This is a genomic window from Granulicatella sp. HMSC31F03 (assembly GCF_001807725.1).
In the GTDB taxonomy this organism is placed as follows: Bacteria; Bacillota; Bacilli; order Lactobacillales; family Aerococcaceae; genus Granulicatella; species Granulicatella adiacens.
On record NZ_KV790851.1, the window covers coordinates 68,869 to 80,962 of the forward strand.

Here is a 12,094-nt window from a genome sequence, read left to right on the forward strand (position 1 = left end):
CATTCTATCACAATATCGAATTTGAGCACAGACCCAAAATAGTTCATTACCATATATGGTAATAAACTATTTTTTGCATGCAAAAACTCTCCGCGAATCACTTTCACGGAGAGTCTCACTTTACATTTATTATCCAATAAATGCTTTAATTTGTTCCACACTTTGTGATGAATCACAAACTACACGCACTTCGCAATTACGAGCGACTAATAAACCAGGTACTGTTGGCATATTGTATTTAGAACGGAATGCTGCTAAAGCTTCATTTGTTCTGTCTTCTGAGTTAATAAAGTACATTTCTTTTCCTAAAGCTTCACGCGCTTCGTTCATCTTTGGAGCAAAACGACGGCAATATGGGCAAGTTGGGCGTCCTACAAAAAGAACGACTTCCTTTCCTTCACCGATTAACGCTTCTACTTTCTCAGCAGTTGTTTCCACAAATTGGCTTACATCTTTTGCAAATTGTTCCATTAAAAATCCCTCCATTCATTTTTCTCCATTATGACAATGAAAAAAGAGTAGTGCAACAAATGTGCCTACTCTTTCTTATCTTTTGGATTGATTTCTTTATATTTTTTACGAATGTATAATAGACGACAAATAAACGCCCCTAACATCCCGATGGCAATCCCACCAATCATATTATCGATTAGAATTCCAATGCCAAATCCGATAGCAATCCCAATCAACATGATGAGATTCAACACGGACATTTCTCTAATTCTATCTTTTGGATCTTGCTCTTTCATACGCTTCCTCCATTATTGAATTTCAATATGACACATCTTCATTGCTGCTAAAGCATTCTCATGACTTTCTGGTGTAACTCCAGCACAAGCGCTAGAAATAACGTTAACAGGTGTATTTTGAAAATGCGCTTTAGCAAGCATTGCATTACTAATTACACAAATATCTGTACAAATCCCAATAAGTGTGATGCTTTCTACCTCAGGAACTTCCTTTTCAATGATTCCCATTAATTTTTCAGAACCAAATGTAGATTTTTCAATTCCTGTTGCGCCTTTTAATAATAATGCTTTTTCAATTTTTGGATGAATTTTCCATCCTTCGCTTCCTTTAATACAGTGAACGACCGGTAAATGACGGCCTTCCTCAGTATCTAGATAGTCTTCTCCATGAGTATCCTGAGTATAAAATACTTTCCCATCAAATGAGTTAATGGTTTCAACCGCGGTATCAATCATCGAAACGGCTTCTTTTGAACCCAATACTCCATCTACAAAATCATTTTGCATATCTACAACAATTAAAACTTTCATACATTTTCCTCCTAATGAAAAAATAGTTTTCGGAATGAGAAATAATAAAAACCAAGAATCATATATCCCACACTAATCAGTATAATCGTCGCATCCGAATAGAGTTTGAAAAATTGGAAAGAAATAGTCCCACCAATTCCAAAAAACAGCATACTTGTAAAATAGAAAAGTACCTTCCAACGTTCCTTCTTCTGACCACGAATTAAACGACCTATCACAACCCCGATATCCGTTAAATATCCAGTGAAATGTGAGGTTCGCACAATCATTCCATGATAATAAATAAACATTCCATTTTGTGTTCCCACGACAAATGAGAAATAATAGAGCCAGCGTTCATCTCTAAGCCCTATCAAAAATAATCCTAACATAATGATGCCGAATGTTAACAGTAAAAGGCCGTATCTTTTTGTAGGTTCAAATTTTTTCTTAGAAAATAAAACCCCCGACAGTACACCGCCTCCGCCAAAGCAAAGTATCATTCCTAGAAGGCGGATTACCACGCTCCATTCCCCCCTCATTTAACGCTAAAACAAATTGCGTAATATTCCCGGTAAAATGGGTAGCTGGTATTAAAAACAGTAACAAGGTCAATACATTAACCATTCCCGATAACATACTTAATAAAGCAATCCAAATATCAAAATAAAATCTCTCTTGTTTATCCATGTATCCTACTTTCTATACATCCAAACTACCCCAATCACTAACCAGAAAACAATATTCACTAGAAAAGTAATTAAAAAATAGTTTTTCCTCTTTTTATGATTAAAAATGAATAACCCAAGTAGGCCCCCAAAACCTCCACCGAAAATTCCAAGCAACAATAAAGTTCTCTCTGGAATTCTCCATTTTTTTAAAATTGCACAACATTTATCAATTCCCATCAAAATGAATAATAAACTATTGATTCCAACAAAATAAATAAAAAGGACTGTCTGCAATGATTCTTTAGGAAACTCCACTGATTAGAGATACCTTTCTTCTAAGGTGCTCACTTCAAAAATGAACGCACCTTCCTCAGTAATCAAACAAGGAATCCCCACCATCCCTTGCTCTTTCCTTGGGATAAACACTTCTTCAAGGTCTCGTAATCTGAGAAATTCTTTTAAGTTTTTCATACTAGAGGTGATATCCACTTCTCTAGCAGAAATTCCAAGTTTTGCCATCGCTTCTTTGAAGGGAGCTGTATCTGGGCATAAGCTACTATAATATAAAGTTTTTTCGTTCATGAAATCTCTCCTTTATTGATGTGTTAATCGTTGCTGTAAGGCTTGGCGCGCTAATTGATCTGCGCCACGATTATCACTTTCTGGTATCCATTTAATAAATACTTGAAGAAACTGTTTTAACTGACGTTGTATTTCCTGAAGGACAATTCTATTATCCTCTCTTTTAGTATAATTTTTTAAAATTGCGTCTGCAGCTACTTTAGAATCCGTATGTATAAAAATTAACTCTTCTTGGTGCTGCTGGGCATCTAATAATTCCAATGCTTTAGAAATCGCAGTAAACTCGGCAAGGTGATTATCCATTTTCTTTTCGATAGGAAATTTAAAAGGAAATTGCTCCCCATCTTTTACCAGTAGAATTCCTAACCCCACTTCACCGGGATTTCCATTGACGGCTGCATCCGTATATACTTTAATCATGATTTACAAGTGTCTCCACATGGGTCGCTTGAACTCCATGTGTTCCTTTTGAAATTTCAAAAGTCACTTTTTGGCCTTCTTTTAACGATTTGAAACCTTCTGCCACAATTCCTGTGAAATGAACAAAGATATCTTCATCCGTCTTTGTATTGCGAATAAAACCATATCCTTTTTCGTTATTGAACCATTTTACAATTCCGACTTCCATATGGATTCCTCCTTTAATGATATATCTCTATTATACTGGATACGATAATTTTTAACAGTTATGAAGTGTTTGGTGAGCTTTTATAAAAATCTTATCTCCTTCATACAAGCTTAATAGTAAATCATCCCTTTGTAATTGTGTCTCTACCCATTCCCCAGCATCTTTAAAATGTTCTTCAGCAAAAGGAGCTACACGTAAAAAATCCGAATGAAGTTTTTGAAGTAACAATTCCTTCATATCTTCGCTTAACTGGGCTTGTTTAGAAATTAGAGACTCAATTTCAATGAATATGCGATTTTCATAAACCGATGTAGTATTCTCCTTAGAAATTTCCACTCTATTATTAGAAAAAGCATCATAAAAATTTATTCTTTTAGAAGGACCTTCTTTTAACCAATATTCCACTAAAAATCCTTTCCAAAATAATTGTGTGTTGGCACTTGAAAGAAAAGACTCCACTACAGACCATTTTAAAGGAGTCTGCATCTGGGTTAACGTTCTTACAATATAGGAATTCTGTTCCTCGGATAAAACCTCATCCTTCTTAAGCTTCTCACTTAACTGTTGCAGTTTTACTACTTCACTTTGGGTAAATTCACTTTTTTCTTTTTCACATAACAACGTTAATTCTAAAATACGTTCCATTCCTAAAACCGATATCAGTTCTTCTTTTTGCATCCACTCTTCCACTTGATGGAATTGATGGTTATGAATCGCAACTTTTATCTTCCACTCCCACTGATTCGCTTTGGTGTCAAACTCAAGTGCTGCTTCTTCTACATAGTAAGTTAAATCGTCCCACCGTTTCCCTTTTTCTAGCAATTGTAAAAAAGGGACTAAGTCGGCTTGATAGTCTTTTGTGCTAATCTTATGTTCAAATTCTTCGATTGCACATTCTAACTTCTCTTCAAAATCATCGGATTGAAGATCATTTGTGATTGTATATTTTTCAGTCATCGATTTCCTCCACAGTCATTTCATTTATATTATACTTTAAAGGACCCAAATTAGAAAGTTCATCAAAATAAAAAGGCCCTAAGGTAGCTCATCCTACCTTGGACCTTCCTCTATTTTTCAATCGGTAAAAATTCCACAATATCCTTAAAATTAACAACCGTTCTAGCTTCACAAATATCCTTCATGCATTGGTTAGAGGAATTCCAATCGATGACAACAACAGCACTATTGGCTAGTAGTTTCCAAATAATCCCAATCATCTCTTGCTCTCTAAAAGTAAATCGAATCCGATTGCCAACTTCTGGTCTTATCGATTCCTTGATTTGTGTAATAATCTGAACTCCTTCTTCATACGGAACACCTAACAAATGGGCAATTCTTGATTTGCTTGTTCCTTTTCTGAGTTCGGTTTCTACTGTACTCTTGATTTCTTTCGTGACACGTTTTACCATTGCTCCCGCCTCTTTCCATGTCTCGCCAATTTCCAACACCTTCTTTATCCATTGTATCACAAAGTATCCCCTTTGTATGTAAAAACGGCTTAATTTCTGAATTATCATTCTTTCTACTCTTTTTTATTAATGAATCCGAAATGAAAAATGGTTATTATGTAGAAATTTTTGGGATATTTTGCTCAAAAATGAACATCTATTTGTAAAACGTATACATTTACACTATACTTAAAGTGTAATGAATGGAGGGATTTTATGTTAGAACAAGCGATAACTATTTTAAAGTATGAATATCATATTGCTCCTGGGAGTTATTTCCATGTAGAAACCCCATGGGTAAAAGATATCAGTGAAATAAAAACTGTGATTATAGATCAAGATAATGTCTTTACAAAGATGTTGAGTATTTATCCAAATAACTTCGTCATGTTTTTAGAGCAATTCCCTGATTATAGTATTTATAGAACGAATTTCCCATTAGAACTCATTCCTGAAAGTGACACTTACCGCGTTTGTTTTGAACAAGCGTGATTCAAAGTGCAAAAAAGCAGAACTCGGACAATCTTATTTCTCTGCGTCCTTGTTCTGCTTTTTCATTTATTCTTCTATTGGTGCAAGCAATCGTAATCCATTTAAGAGTACTAAAATCGTACTTCCTTCATGTAAGACAACTCCCCAACCGATGTTCGTTAATCCAAAAAAGTTAAGGACTAAGAGCATCACAACGACTGACATCGCAAAAATCATATTTTCTAAAATGACACGGTGTAATTTCTTACTAATCTTATGAGCGGAAACGAGCTTTTGTAAGTCGTTTCGCATAATCACGATATCACTTGTTTCAATCGCAATATCTGTCCCATTTCCCATCGCAATACCGACGTCTGCTGTCGCAAGAGCTGGCGCATCATTCACGCCATCCCCCACCATCGCTGTTAATCCATAGCGTTCTTTTTGAGACTGAATCTTTTCTAATTTTTCTTCAGGCAATACATTGGCAACAACTTCTTGTACTCCAAGCTTCATCCCAATCATTTCAGCCGTTTCTCTTGAATCCCCTGTGATCATTGTTGTATGCACCTGTTGACTCTTGAAGTAATCGAGCACCGCTTTTGACGCTTCGTTTGGAAGGTCCATGAACGCCATCAAACCAACAATTCTATTGTTTTTTACAACCGTTACAACTGTCTTGCCTTCGCTTGCCCATTCTTTCATACGAGACGCAACTTCATTAGAGCGGTCAACTGTATCCATCGATTTAATAATATGAATTTCTTCGTTTCGAACGACACTTCGAACACCTTGTCCGACAAGTACTTCCACTTCAATTTCTTCTTCAAGCACTGTCCAGTCGCTGAATTTTTGAACGACTGCTTGCGCCAGTGGATGCGTCGATTGTTTTTCCATCGCAACCACTGCTGGAATCATTGTTTCATCTTCAAACCAGTAATCTGTCAACTCTGGAGTTCCTTTTGTCAAAGTACCTGTTTTATCAAATGAAATCACGCGTAGGTCTTGTAATTGAGAGATGGCTGCTCCACCTTTTGCTAAAATTCCCATTTTAGATAAACGAGACATCGCTGCTAAAGTTGCTGGAACGGCACTTGCTGCTAAGGCACATGGAGATACCCCGATAAGGTAAACCATTCCACGGTAAAGTGTTGTATTTAAATCCCATCCCATTAAGAAATATCCAAATAATAGGAAGATTGGCCAAAGGATTAAAACGGCATTTACATAAATTGGTTCGATTTTTTGAATAAAGGTCGCTTGCTTGTTCATTGAACCTTGAGCATTTTCCACAACCTTCATAATTTTCGCAAAGACCGTATCCGTACTTTCTGCAGTTACTCGCATTTCGATACGGCTTGATAAGTTCACTGTACTCGCGAACACTTCATCTCCCTCGCCTTTTGAACGAGGCATGCTTTCACCTGTAATGGTCGCTTCGTCAATCGATGTTAATCCTTTTGTGATGACTCCATCGATTGGCACTTGATCGCCATGCAATACTTCTAATGTATCCCCAACTTTTAAGCTAGCCACGTCAACGACAACCACTTCTCCATTTTCTTGGATGAGACGTGCTTGCGTTGGATTCATTTGTAATAACGCTGTTAGCGACTTACGGCTTTTCTCTTCAACATATTCTTCAAGGAAGTGTGCTCCCGCAAAAATTAAAATCAGTAGAGCTCCTTCTTCCGCATTTCCAATTAACACTGCGCCAACTGCCGCAAGTGTCATTAAAATATGCACATTCGGTTGGAATTTTCCTTTCTTTTTGGTTTTTTCAATAGTATCTTCAACACCTTCCATCGTTACATGGTAACCTGAAAGGATGACAGTTAGAATGAATAGAATATTCGCAATCCCGTTCCCCATATATTTAAGAACCATCCCGATAATGTAAAGGACTAGTCCTGCAATATAAAAGATAACTGCTTTACTATCATCGTGGTTGTGACCTTGACGATGTCCATGTTCATGATGGTGCTCATGCTCGTGATCGTGGTCGTGATCTTCATGATGCAAGTAATGATCTTGGCATGTTTCTCCTTCATGAGTTTCTTCTTTATTCAAAAGGTGTTCAAATTTATGTTTTAGGTTATGTGTTAGCTCTTTGAAATCCATGATATCTCTCCTTACTATTTCTTGTTAATCACATAATACATGAATGAACATTCATGTGTCAAGAGATATCTTGAAATTATTCTAAATTATTTTTAGATAAAAAAAGAGACTGGCCGAAGCCAATCTCTTTTGGTGTTTCTATTAACGACGACGTTCTTGGATACGTGCTGCTTTACCACGTAGGTTACGTAGGTAGTATAATTTAGCACGACGAACTTTACCGTAACGAACTACTTCGATTTGTGCTACACGTGGAGTGTGTAATGGGAATGTACGTTCCACACCAACACCGTTAGAAACTTTACGGACTGTGTAAGTTTCGCTGATGCCAGCACCACGACGTTTGATAACAACGCCTTCGAAGATTTGGATACGTTCGCGAGTTCCTTCAACAACCTTAGCGTGAACACGTACAGTGTCACCAGGGCGGAATGCAGGAATATCAGAACGTAATTGTTCTTGAGTTAATTCTTCGATTAATTTGCTCATGTTTTTTTCTCCTTCCAACAAACATTCATGACTTGGCCGCTTGTCCAATCAGCGGAATATCGTTATCTCTGAGTGAAGTCTCACTCACTCGAAATATATTAGCATACTTGCATTTCAATTGCAAGCAAATTACAGAGAATTTCTTAGTAAAAATAAGACTTACGAATGCTCTTCGCAGCAGTGTTCATCCGCTAAATTATAAAGTTGTAATACATGATGATCTTCTAAGGAGTACCAAACATGTTTTCCAACTTTTTCTGCCTTCACGATATGGTGGGCTCTTAGTTTTTTTAACTGATGAGAAATGGCAGATTGCTCCATCCCCGTACATTTCATCAAGTCTTCCACACATAAAGGTTCTTTTCGAGTTAAAAGCGTAATGATATTCAACCGAGTATTATCTCCTAGAAGTTTAAAGAGTTGCACCATTTCTGCTCTACCCGAATCGTTTTCGATCACCTTTTGAAAAACTTTTATTTCTTCTGGACTTAAATGTTCTCTCATTTAACATCCCTCTTCTTCCTTAATTTGCTCCAGTAACTTTTCTTCTTCTTTTGAAAGTTCATATTTTTCCAGTAAATCCGGTCTTCTTAAATAAGTTTTACGAAGGGATTCTTTCATTTGCCACTCCGCAATTTTTGCATGATTCCCACTAAACAATACTTCAGGAACTTCCATCTCTTTATAAACTCTTGGGCGCGTATATTGCGGATGTTCCAACAATCCTGTGGAATGAGAATCTCCTACTGCGGAAGCATCATTTCCTAATACATCTGGCAAAAGTCGCACCGTTGCATCAATCATCACGGTTGCGGCTAATTCCCCACCTGTTAACACGAAGTCTCCTATTGAATATTCATCCGTCACTAGCGTACGAATCCGTTCATCATATCCTTCATAGTGGCCACAAATAAATACCAAATGCTCTTCCTTCGACAACTCTTCGGCATCCTTTTGCGTAAATGTCTTTCCAGATGGATCCATTAAAATCACACGTGGAGTCGTCTCAGGAGAACGCTCACGAATGGAAGCGAGCGCTAAATCAATCGGCTCCACTTTCAGAAGCATCCCAGCTCCTCCACCGAATGGATAATCATCGACATGATTATGTTTATTATTTGAAAACTGACGGAAATTCGTTGTTTCAAACTCGATTTTCCCGGCTTCAATGGCCTTCCCGATAATCGATTGCGTCATCGGTCCTTGTACCATTTCAGGGAATAATGTTAATACATCAATCTTCATCTTAATCGATCAACCCTTCCAATAAATGGATATAAGCTTTCTTTTCTTCTTTATCAACTTTATAAACGACTGGTTCAATAAATGGAATTAAGAGTTCTTTCTTTCCTTTTTGTTTTACAACCCAGACATCATTTGACCCTGGAGAAAGAATTTCAGTCACTTTTCCAAGCACTTCCCCTTCATCCGTTACGATTTCGAGTCCGATAATTTCATGATAATAAAACTCGTCCTCTTCCAGCTCCGTTAATTGCTCCTGGGCTACCTTAAGGAGACATTCTTTGTATTTTTCAACATCTTCGATACGGTTCATTCCTTCGAATGTTAATAAATCAAAGTTTTTATGACGACGATGACTAGCCACTGTCACAAATGTAAGAAATTCCCCATCTTTAAAAATCGCTAATTCTGTTCCTTTTTTATAACGTTCTTCAGCAAAATCGGTCGTCGAAATCACTCGTACTTCTCCGCGAAGACCTTGAGTATTTACAATTTTCCCTACTTTATAAAAAGTTGTCATTCTATTTCCTCCTTAAAAGAGTCGCTCAACAATTATTTTTAATGTGGTATCTGAGACTTCCACATCATAATCGTCAATACATTGTCCAAGCATGCAATAATTTTTATCACGATTATGCGTTCCCATCAATGAACTATACATCGAATCTAATTCTAAGTGCTTTTCTACTGACAGCCCTGCTTCTAATAAATCTAAATCTTTAGGTAATTTTGTATACGGAGCAGTACACGTAATCGTTGCTTTCTCATGCGGCACATAAGATACATGTGCAGTCACATCATACAATTCATGATACAGGAAATAATCCACCATTTCCTTTACGATACGTTTTACAAAATCCTTTTCTGTTGCCATTATCCCTCTGCCTTTCTTTCTTTCATCTCTTGACGAATGCCTTCAAAAATTTCAAAAATTGGTACGAGAACCGCTGCGACGAATCCTCCTGCAAACCCATTATTATACAGATTTAGCCCACCATGCATTACAACCACATGGCTTACTAGTGTAATATGAACAAATCCTGCTATCATCCCCGCAAGCGGCCCATAATAACCACTAACCGGAGCAAGTGTCGTTCCAAAAATCGCTGCAATAAGTGCGCTCGTACTTGTAGGTTCTACTCCCGTCAAGTAAGAACCAATCATAATCCCCACTAATACTGGAACCGTATTTTTCACTTGGTTCCCAAAAGCTCCAAAGCTCATTACACCAATTATACTTCCGACAATCGGACCATTTAATTGGCCACCATTCATAAGGACATATCCTAATAATATAAATCCTATAATACTCATGTTCAGTGTCACTGTTGCCAGATTCGTCATTTCAACAAAATCACTTGGCAAACGTCCTGAAAGCTTTAAGAGTAACTTAAAATGATATTTTTCTTTCTTTTTGAAATGTAAATAGAAACTTGGCACTATCAAAATCACACAAAATCCGATGAGCAGTTGATACAAAATCAATGGACTTTGTGTACTTGTTAGTGTTCTAGTCTCTACTTCAATTCCAAATGCATTCATAAATCCTAGAACAACCATTCCAATAATTCCAGCTGTAAACCCGACATTATACAAGCTGAACCCTTGATGGAACCCTAGAAACTGTGTTGATAGTTGAGGTAAGATGAAGCCAATAAATATTCCTAAAGCATAGGCGATTAGAACGCTCCATCCTTGTGGTAGAACTCCGCTAAATGCTAAGAAAGAGATCAATGGGCCCAAAGCAGATCCAAACAATCCAACAATGACATAATTTCGATAATTTTGCTTCGTTACCTTCGTATAAATCCATACCCCTATCATAAATGGGATACTATTGAAGAGATTCTTCCCGAAAAATGAGAATCCAGCAAGCATGCCCAAACTTCCAATCACTGTTCCGTTTAGAGGAATTTCCAGTTTTTTATAACTATAAATACTGATACCGAGCATAATCGCGACATTTAACAAGGTACTTCCAACAGACGCAATTTCCATATAATCGGTAAACAACTGACTTGGCGATACTAATATCGTCATCATCCCACTCACTAACGACTGTGGTGATTCGATGACAAATGCTAGTATCATTAGCATTACGGACAGGCCGAATAAATAATAATATTGTCGATTCATCTGTTTTTTTAATATCGGCTTTTTCTTCATACGGTCTTCCCTTCAACTATAATATTACTTATTTATCATAACAAACTCACGGAAAACAATCAAAAAACCAAGTGCCAACAACAACAAAAGAACACTCATTATAATGTATACATTATAATGAGTGATACCTTATAATGTATCACTTGTTGTTTCCGTTTCTCCCTCTCGTTGAAGTTTTGCAGAAATCCATACTTTTTTATAATTACTAAACGATGACGGAGAATGCTACGGATTTTATACTAGCAGTACTGGGGGATAGCATTCAAAGTGAATTATGGACTCTTAAAAATTCATTTTTTAGAGTCCATTTGAATCTTGAAAGTGCTTGAGACTACAGGCTCAAGCCGGTGCCCCAGTACAGCTAGTATAAAGAAATCCGTAAGCATTCTCCGTCATCACCATTCTTATTCACTTATAGCACAAAAAAGCCCTGGATTTCTCCAAGGCTTCATCGTTTTATTTAGGCTTCAATACTTAAACGAACACGTTTTGGTCCACGAGTACGAACACTATATGTAATCGTACGAATCGCACGAGCCACTCGTCCTTGTTTACCGATCACGCGACCGATATCTTCAGGATTTACGTGTAAAGTATATTCCATGAATTCATCTGATTCAGAGATGTCAATACGAACATCTTCAGGGAATTCTACTAATGGTTTAACCATTGATAATACTAATTCACTAATATCAGGCATTCTTTTCACCTCTCCATCGAATTGTCGACTTTATGGAAATTACTTAGAAAACTTTGATTCGTGGAATTTCTTCATGATACCTTGTTGTGATAACAAGTTACGAACTGTATCAGAAGGTTGCGCACCATTAGCTAACCATTTTAATGCTAATTCTTCATTGATTGAAACTTCTGCTGGGTTTGCTACTGGGTTGTATGTTCCAACTGTTTCGATGAAACGACCATCACGTGGTGAACGTGAATCAGCTACAACTACACGGTAGAAAGGATTTTTCTTAGAACCCATACGTTTTAAACGAATTTTAACTGCCATTATTT

General features: G+C 37.0%; 20 protein-coding genes. 1 reads left to right on the forward strand and 19 read right to left on the reverse strand.

The features are described 5' to 3' along the window. Positions 1–129: 129 nt before the first annotated feature. The 10 genes from HMPREF3106_RS04170 to HMPREF3106_RS04215 form a co-directional block, all read right to left on the reverse strand. Complete coding sequence (locus HMPREF3106_RS04170; protein ID WP_065427315.1) at positions 130–471, reverse strand: DUF6568 family protein; 342 nt, start codon at positions 469–471, stop codon at positions 130–132. Positions 472–536: 65 nt separating this feature from the next. Beyond that, positions 537–749: a hypothetical protein gene (locus HMPREF3106_RS04175; protein ID WP_005606713.1), complete on the reverse strand. Its 213-nt coding sequence runs from the start codon at positions 747–749 to the stop codon at positions 537–539. Positions 750–761: 12 nt separating this feature from the next. Continuing rightward, positions 762–1,280: a cysteine hydrolase family protein gene (locus tag HMPREF3106_RS04180; protein ID WP_049555190.1), complete on the reverse strand. Its 519-nt coding sequence runs from the start codon at positions 1,278–1,280 to the stop codon at positions 762–764. 11 nt (positions 1,281–1,291) lie between these two features. Continuing rightward, the gene (locus tag HMPREF3106_RS04185) at positions 1,292–1,801 is read right to left on the reverse strand and encodes a DUF1275 family protein (RefSeq protein ID WP_083281596.1); all 510 of its coding nucleotides are present in this window, start codon (positions 1,799–1,801) and stop codon (positions 1,292–1,294) included. A 153-nt stretch (positions 1,802–1,954) separates the two neighbouring features. Continuing rightward, positions 1,955–2,245, reverse strand: coding sequence for a DUF1294 domain-containing protein (locus HMPREF3106_RS04190; RefSeq protein ID WP_049555192.1), 291 nt, complete (start codon positions 2,243–2,245; stop codon positions 1,955–1,957). A 3-nt stretch (positions 2,246–2,248) separates the two neighbouring features. Continuing rightward, positions 2,249–2,512, reverse strand: coding sequence for a hypothetical protein (locus HMPREF3106_RS04195; RefSeq protein ID WP_005606719.1), 264 nt, complete (start codon positions 2,510–2,512; stop codon positions 2,249–2,251). Positions 2,513–2,524: 12 nt separating this feature from the next. Beyond that, positions 2,525–2,932, reverse strand: a complete 408-nt coding sequence (locus HMPREF3106_RS04200) for a ribonuclease HI family protein (protein ID WP_005606720.1) — start codon at positions 2,930–2,932, stop codon at positions 2,525–2,527. Then, on the reverse strand, positions 2,925–3,140 hold the full coding sequence (locus HMPREF3106_RS04205; RefSeq protein WP_005606721.1) for a cold-shock protein: 216 nt from the start codon (positions 3,138–3,140) through the stop codon (positions 2,925–2,927). The genes HMPREF3106_RS04200 and HMPREF3106_RS04205 overlap by 8 nt, the downstream gene beginning before the upstream one ends. A 51-nt stretch (positions 3,141–3,191) precedes the next feature. Then, positions 3,192–4,097: a hypothetical protein gene (locus tag HMPREF3106_RS04210; protein WP_005606723.1), complete on the reverse strand. Its 906-nt coding sequence runs from the start codon at positions 4,095–4,097 to the stop codon at positions 3,192–3,194. 110 nt (positions 4,098–4,207) lie between these two features. After that, complete coding sequence (locus HMPREF3106_RS04215) at positions 4,208–4,609, reverse strand: DUF2187 domain-containing protein (RefSeq protein WP_308609700.1); 402 nt, start codon at positions 4,607–4,609, stop codon at positions 4,208–4,210. Between the two features lie 195 nt (positions 4,610–4,804). On the opposite strand from HMPREF3106_RS04215, the gene HMPREF3106_RS04220 reads away from it, so the two are divergent. Beyond that, a complete protein-coding gene (locus tag HMPREF3106_RS04220; RefSeq protein WP_005606727.1) occupies positions 4,805–5,080 on the forward strand; it encodes a hypothetical protein in 276 nt (91 codons plus the stop codon). A 66-nt stretch (positions 5,081–5,146) separates the two neighbouring features. Here the strand turns inward: HMPREF3106_RS04220 and HMPREF3106_RS04225 are convergent, their stop codons facing one another. The 9 genes from HMPREF3106_RS04225 to rpsP form a co-directional block, all read right to left on the reverse strand. After that, on the reverse strand, positions 5,147–7,180 hold the full coding sequence (locus tag HMPREF3106_RS04225) for a heavy metal translocating P-type ATPase (RefSeq protein WP_082160265.1): 2,034 nt from the start codon (positions 7,178–7,180) through the stop codon (positions 5,147–5,149). A 141-nt stretch (positions 7,181–7,321) separates the two neighbouring features. Next, positions 7,322–7,669, reverse strand: coding sequence for a 50S ribosomal protein L19 (gene rplS / locus HMPREF3106_RS04230; RefSeq protein ID WP_005606730.1), 348 nt, complete (start codon positions 7,667–7,669; stop codon positions 7,322–7,324). 159 nt (positions 7,670–7,828) lie between these two features. Continuing rightward, positions 7,829–8,173 (reverse strand): ArsR/SmtB family transcription factor, encoded by a 345-nt coding sequence (locus HMPREF3106_RS04235; protein WP_053091358.1) that lies wholly within the window; start codon positions 8,171–8,173, stop codon positions 7,829–7,831. Continuing rightward, the gene (gene trmD, locus HMPREF3106_RS04240; RefSeq protein WP_049555238.1) at positions 8,174–8,914 is read right to left on the reverse strand and encodes a tRNA (guanosine(37)-N1)-methyltransferase TrmD; all 741 of its coding nucleotides are present in this window, start codon (positions 8,912–8,914) and stop codon (positions 8,174–8,176) included. 1 nt (position 8,915) lies between these two features. Next, a complete protein-coding gene (gene rimM, locus HMPREF3106_RS04245; RefSeq protein WP_049555239.1) occupies positions 8,916–9,431 on the reverse strand; it encodes a ribosome maturation factor RimM in 516 nt (171 codons plus the stop codon). Positions 9,432–9,443: 12 nt separating this feature from the next. Then, on the reverse strand, positions 9,444–9,785 hold the full coding sequence (locus HMPREF3106_RS04250; RefSeq protein ID WP_005606734.1) for a hypothetical protein: 342 nt from the start codon (positions 9,783–9,785) through the stop codon (positions 9,444–9,446). Then, positions 9,785–11,077, reverse strand: coding sequence for a DUF1576 domain-containing protein (locus tag HMPREF3106_RS04255; protein WP_049555240.1), 1,293 nt, complete (start codon positions 11,075–11,077; stop codon positions 9,785–9,787). Before HMPREF3106_RS04255 ends, HMPREF3106_RS04250 begins: the two co-directional genes overlap by 1 nt. Before the next feature lie 460 nt (positions 11,078–11,537). Continuing rightward, complete coding sequence (locus HMPREF3106_RS04260) at positions 11,538–11,777, reverse strand: KH domain-containing protein (RefSeq protein ID WP_005606736.1); 240 nt, start codon at positions 11,775–11,777, stop codon at positions 11,538–11,540. Positions 11,778–11,816: 39 nt separating this feature from the next. Then, positions 11,817–12,089 (reverse strand): 30S ribosomal protein S16, encoded by a 273-nt coding sequence (gene rpsP / locus HMPREF3106_RS04265; protein ID WP_005606737.1) that lies wholly within the window; start codon positions 12,087–12,089, stop codon positions 11,817–11,819. Between the last annotated feature and the right edge of the window lie 5 nt (positions 12,090–12,094).

Coding starts and splice junctions, on each gene's coding strand:
- HMPREF3106_RS04170 (WP_065427315.1), bottom strand. CDS start 471: ATGGAACAATTTGCAAAAGATGTAAGCCAATTTGTGGAAACAACTGCT.
- HMPREF3106_RS04175 (WP_005606713.1), bottom strand. CDS start 749: ATGAAAGAGCAAGATCCAAAAGATAGAATTAGAGAAATGTCCGTGTTG.
- HMPREF3106_RS04180 (WP_049555190.1), bottom strand. CDS start 1,280: ATGAAAGTTTTAATTGTTGTAGATATGCAAAATGATTTTGTAGATGGA.
- HMPREF3106_RS04185 (WP_083281596.1), bottom strand. CDS start 1,801: ATGAGGGGGGAATGGAGCGTGGTAATCCGCCTTCTAGGAATGATACTT.
- HMPREF3106_RS04195 (WP_005606719.1), bottom strand. CDS start 2,512: ATGAACGAAAAAACTTTATATTATAGTAGCTTATGCCCAGATACAGCT.
- HMPREF3106_RS04200 (WP_005606720.1), bottom strand. CDS start 2,932: ATGATTAAAGTATATACGGATGCAGCCGTCAATGGAAATCCCGGTGAA.
- HMPREF3106_RS04205 (WP_005606721.1), bottom strand. CDS start 3,140: ATGGAAGTCGGAATTGTAAAATGGTTCAATAACGAAAAAGGATATGGT.
- HMPREF3106_RS04210 (WP_005606723.1), bottom strand. CDS start 4,097: ATGACTGAAAAATATACAATCACAAATGATCTTCAATCCGATGATTTT.
- HMPREF3106_RS04220 (WP_005606727.1), top strand. CDS start 4,805: ATGTTAGAACAAGCGATAACTATTTTAAAGTATGAATATCATATTGCT.
- HMPREF3106_RS04225 (WP_082160265.1), bottom strand. CDS start 7,180: ATGGATTTCAAAGAGCTAACACATAACCTAAAACATAAATTTGAACAC.
- rplS (WP_005606730.1), bottom strand. CDS start 7,669: ATGAGCAAATTAATCGAAGAATTAACTCAAGAACAATTACGTTCTGAT.
- HMPREF3106_RS04235 (WP_053091358.1), bottom strand. CDS start 8,173: ATGAGAGAACATTTAAGTCCAGAAGAAATAAAAGTTTTTCAAAAGGTG.
- trmD (WP_049555238.1), bottom strand. CDS start 8,914: ATGAAGATTGATGTATTAACATTATTCCCTGAAATGGTACAAGGACCG.
- rimM (WP_049555239.1), bottom strand. CDS start 9,431: ATGACAACTTTTTATAAAGTAGGGAAAATTGTAAATACTCAAGGTCTT.
- HMPREF3106_RS04250 (WP_005606734.1), bottom strand. CDS start 9,785: ATGGCAACAGAAAAGGATTTTGTAAAACGTATCGTAAAGGAAATGGTG.
- HMPREF3106_RS04255 (WP_049555240.1), bottom strand. CDS start 11,077: ATGAAGAAAAAGCCGATATTAAAAAAACAGATGAATCGACAATATTAT.
- HMPREF3106_RS04260 (WP_005606736.1), bottom strand. CDS start 11,777: ATGCCTGATATTAGTGAATTAGTATTATCAATGGTTAAACCATTAGTA.
- rpsP (WP_005606737.1), bottom strand. CDS start 12,089: ATGGCAGTTAAAATTCGTTTAAAACGTATGGGTTCTAAGAAAAATCCT.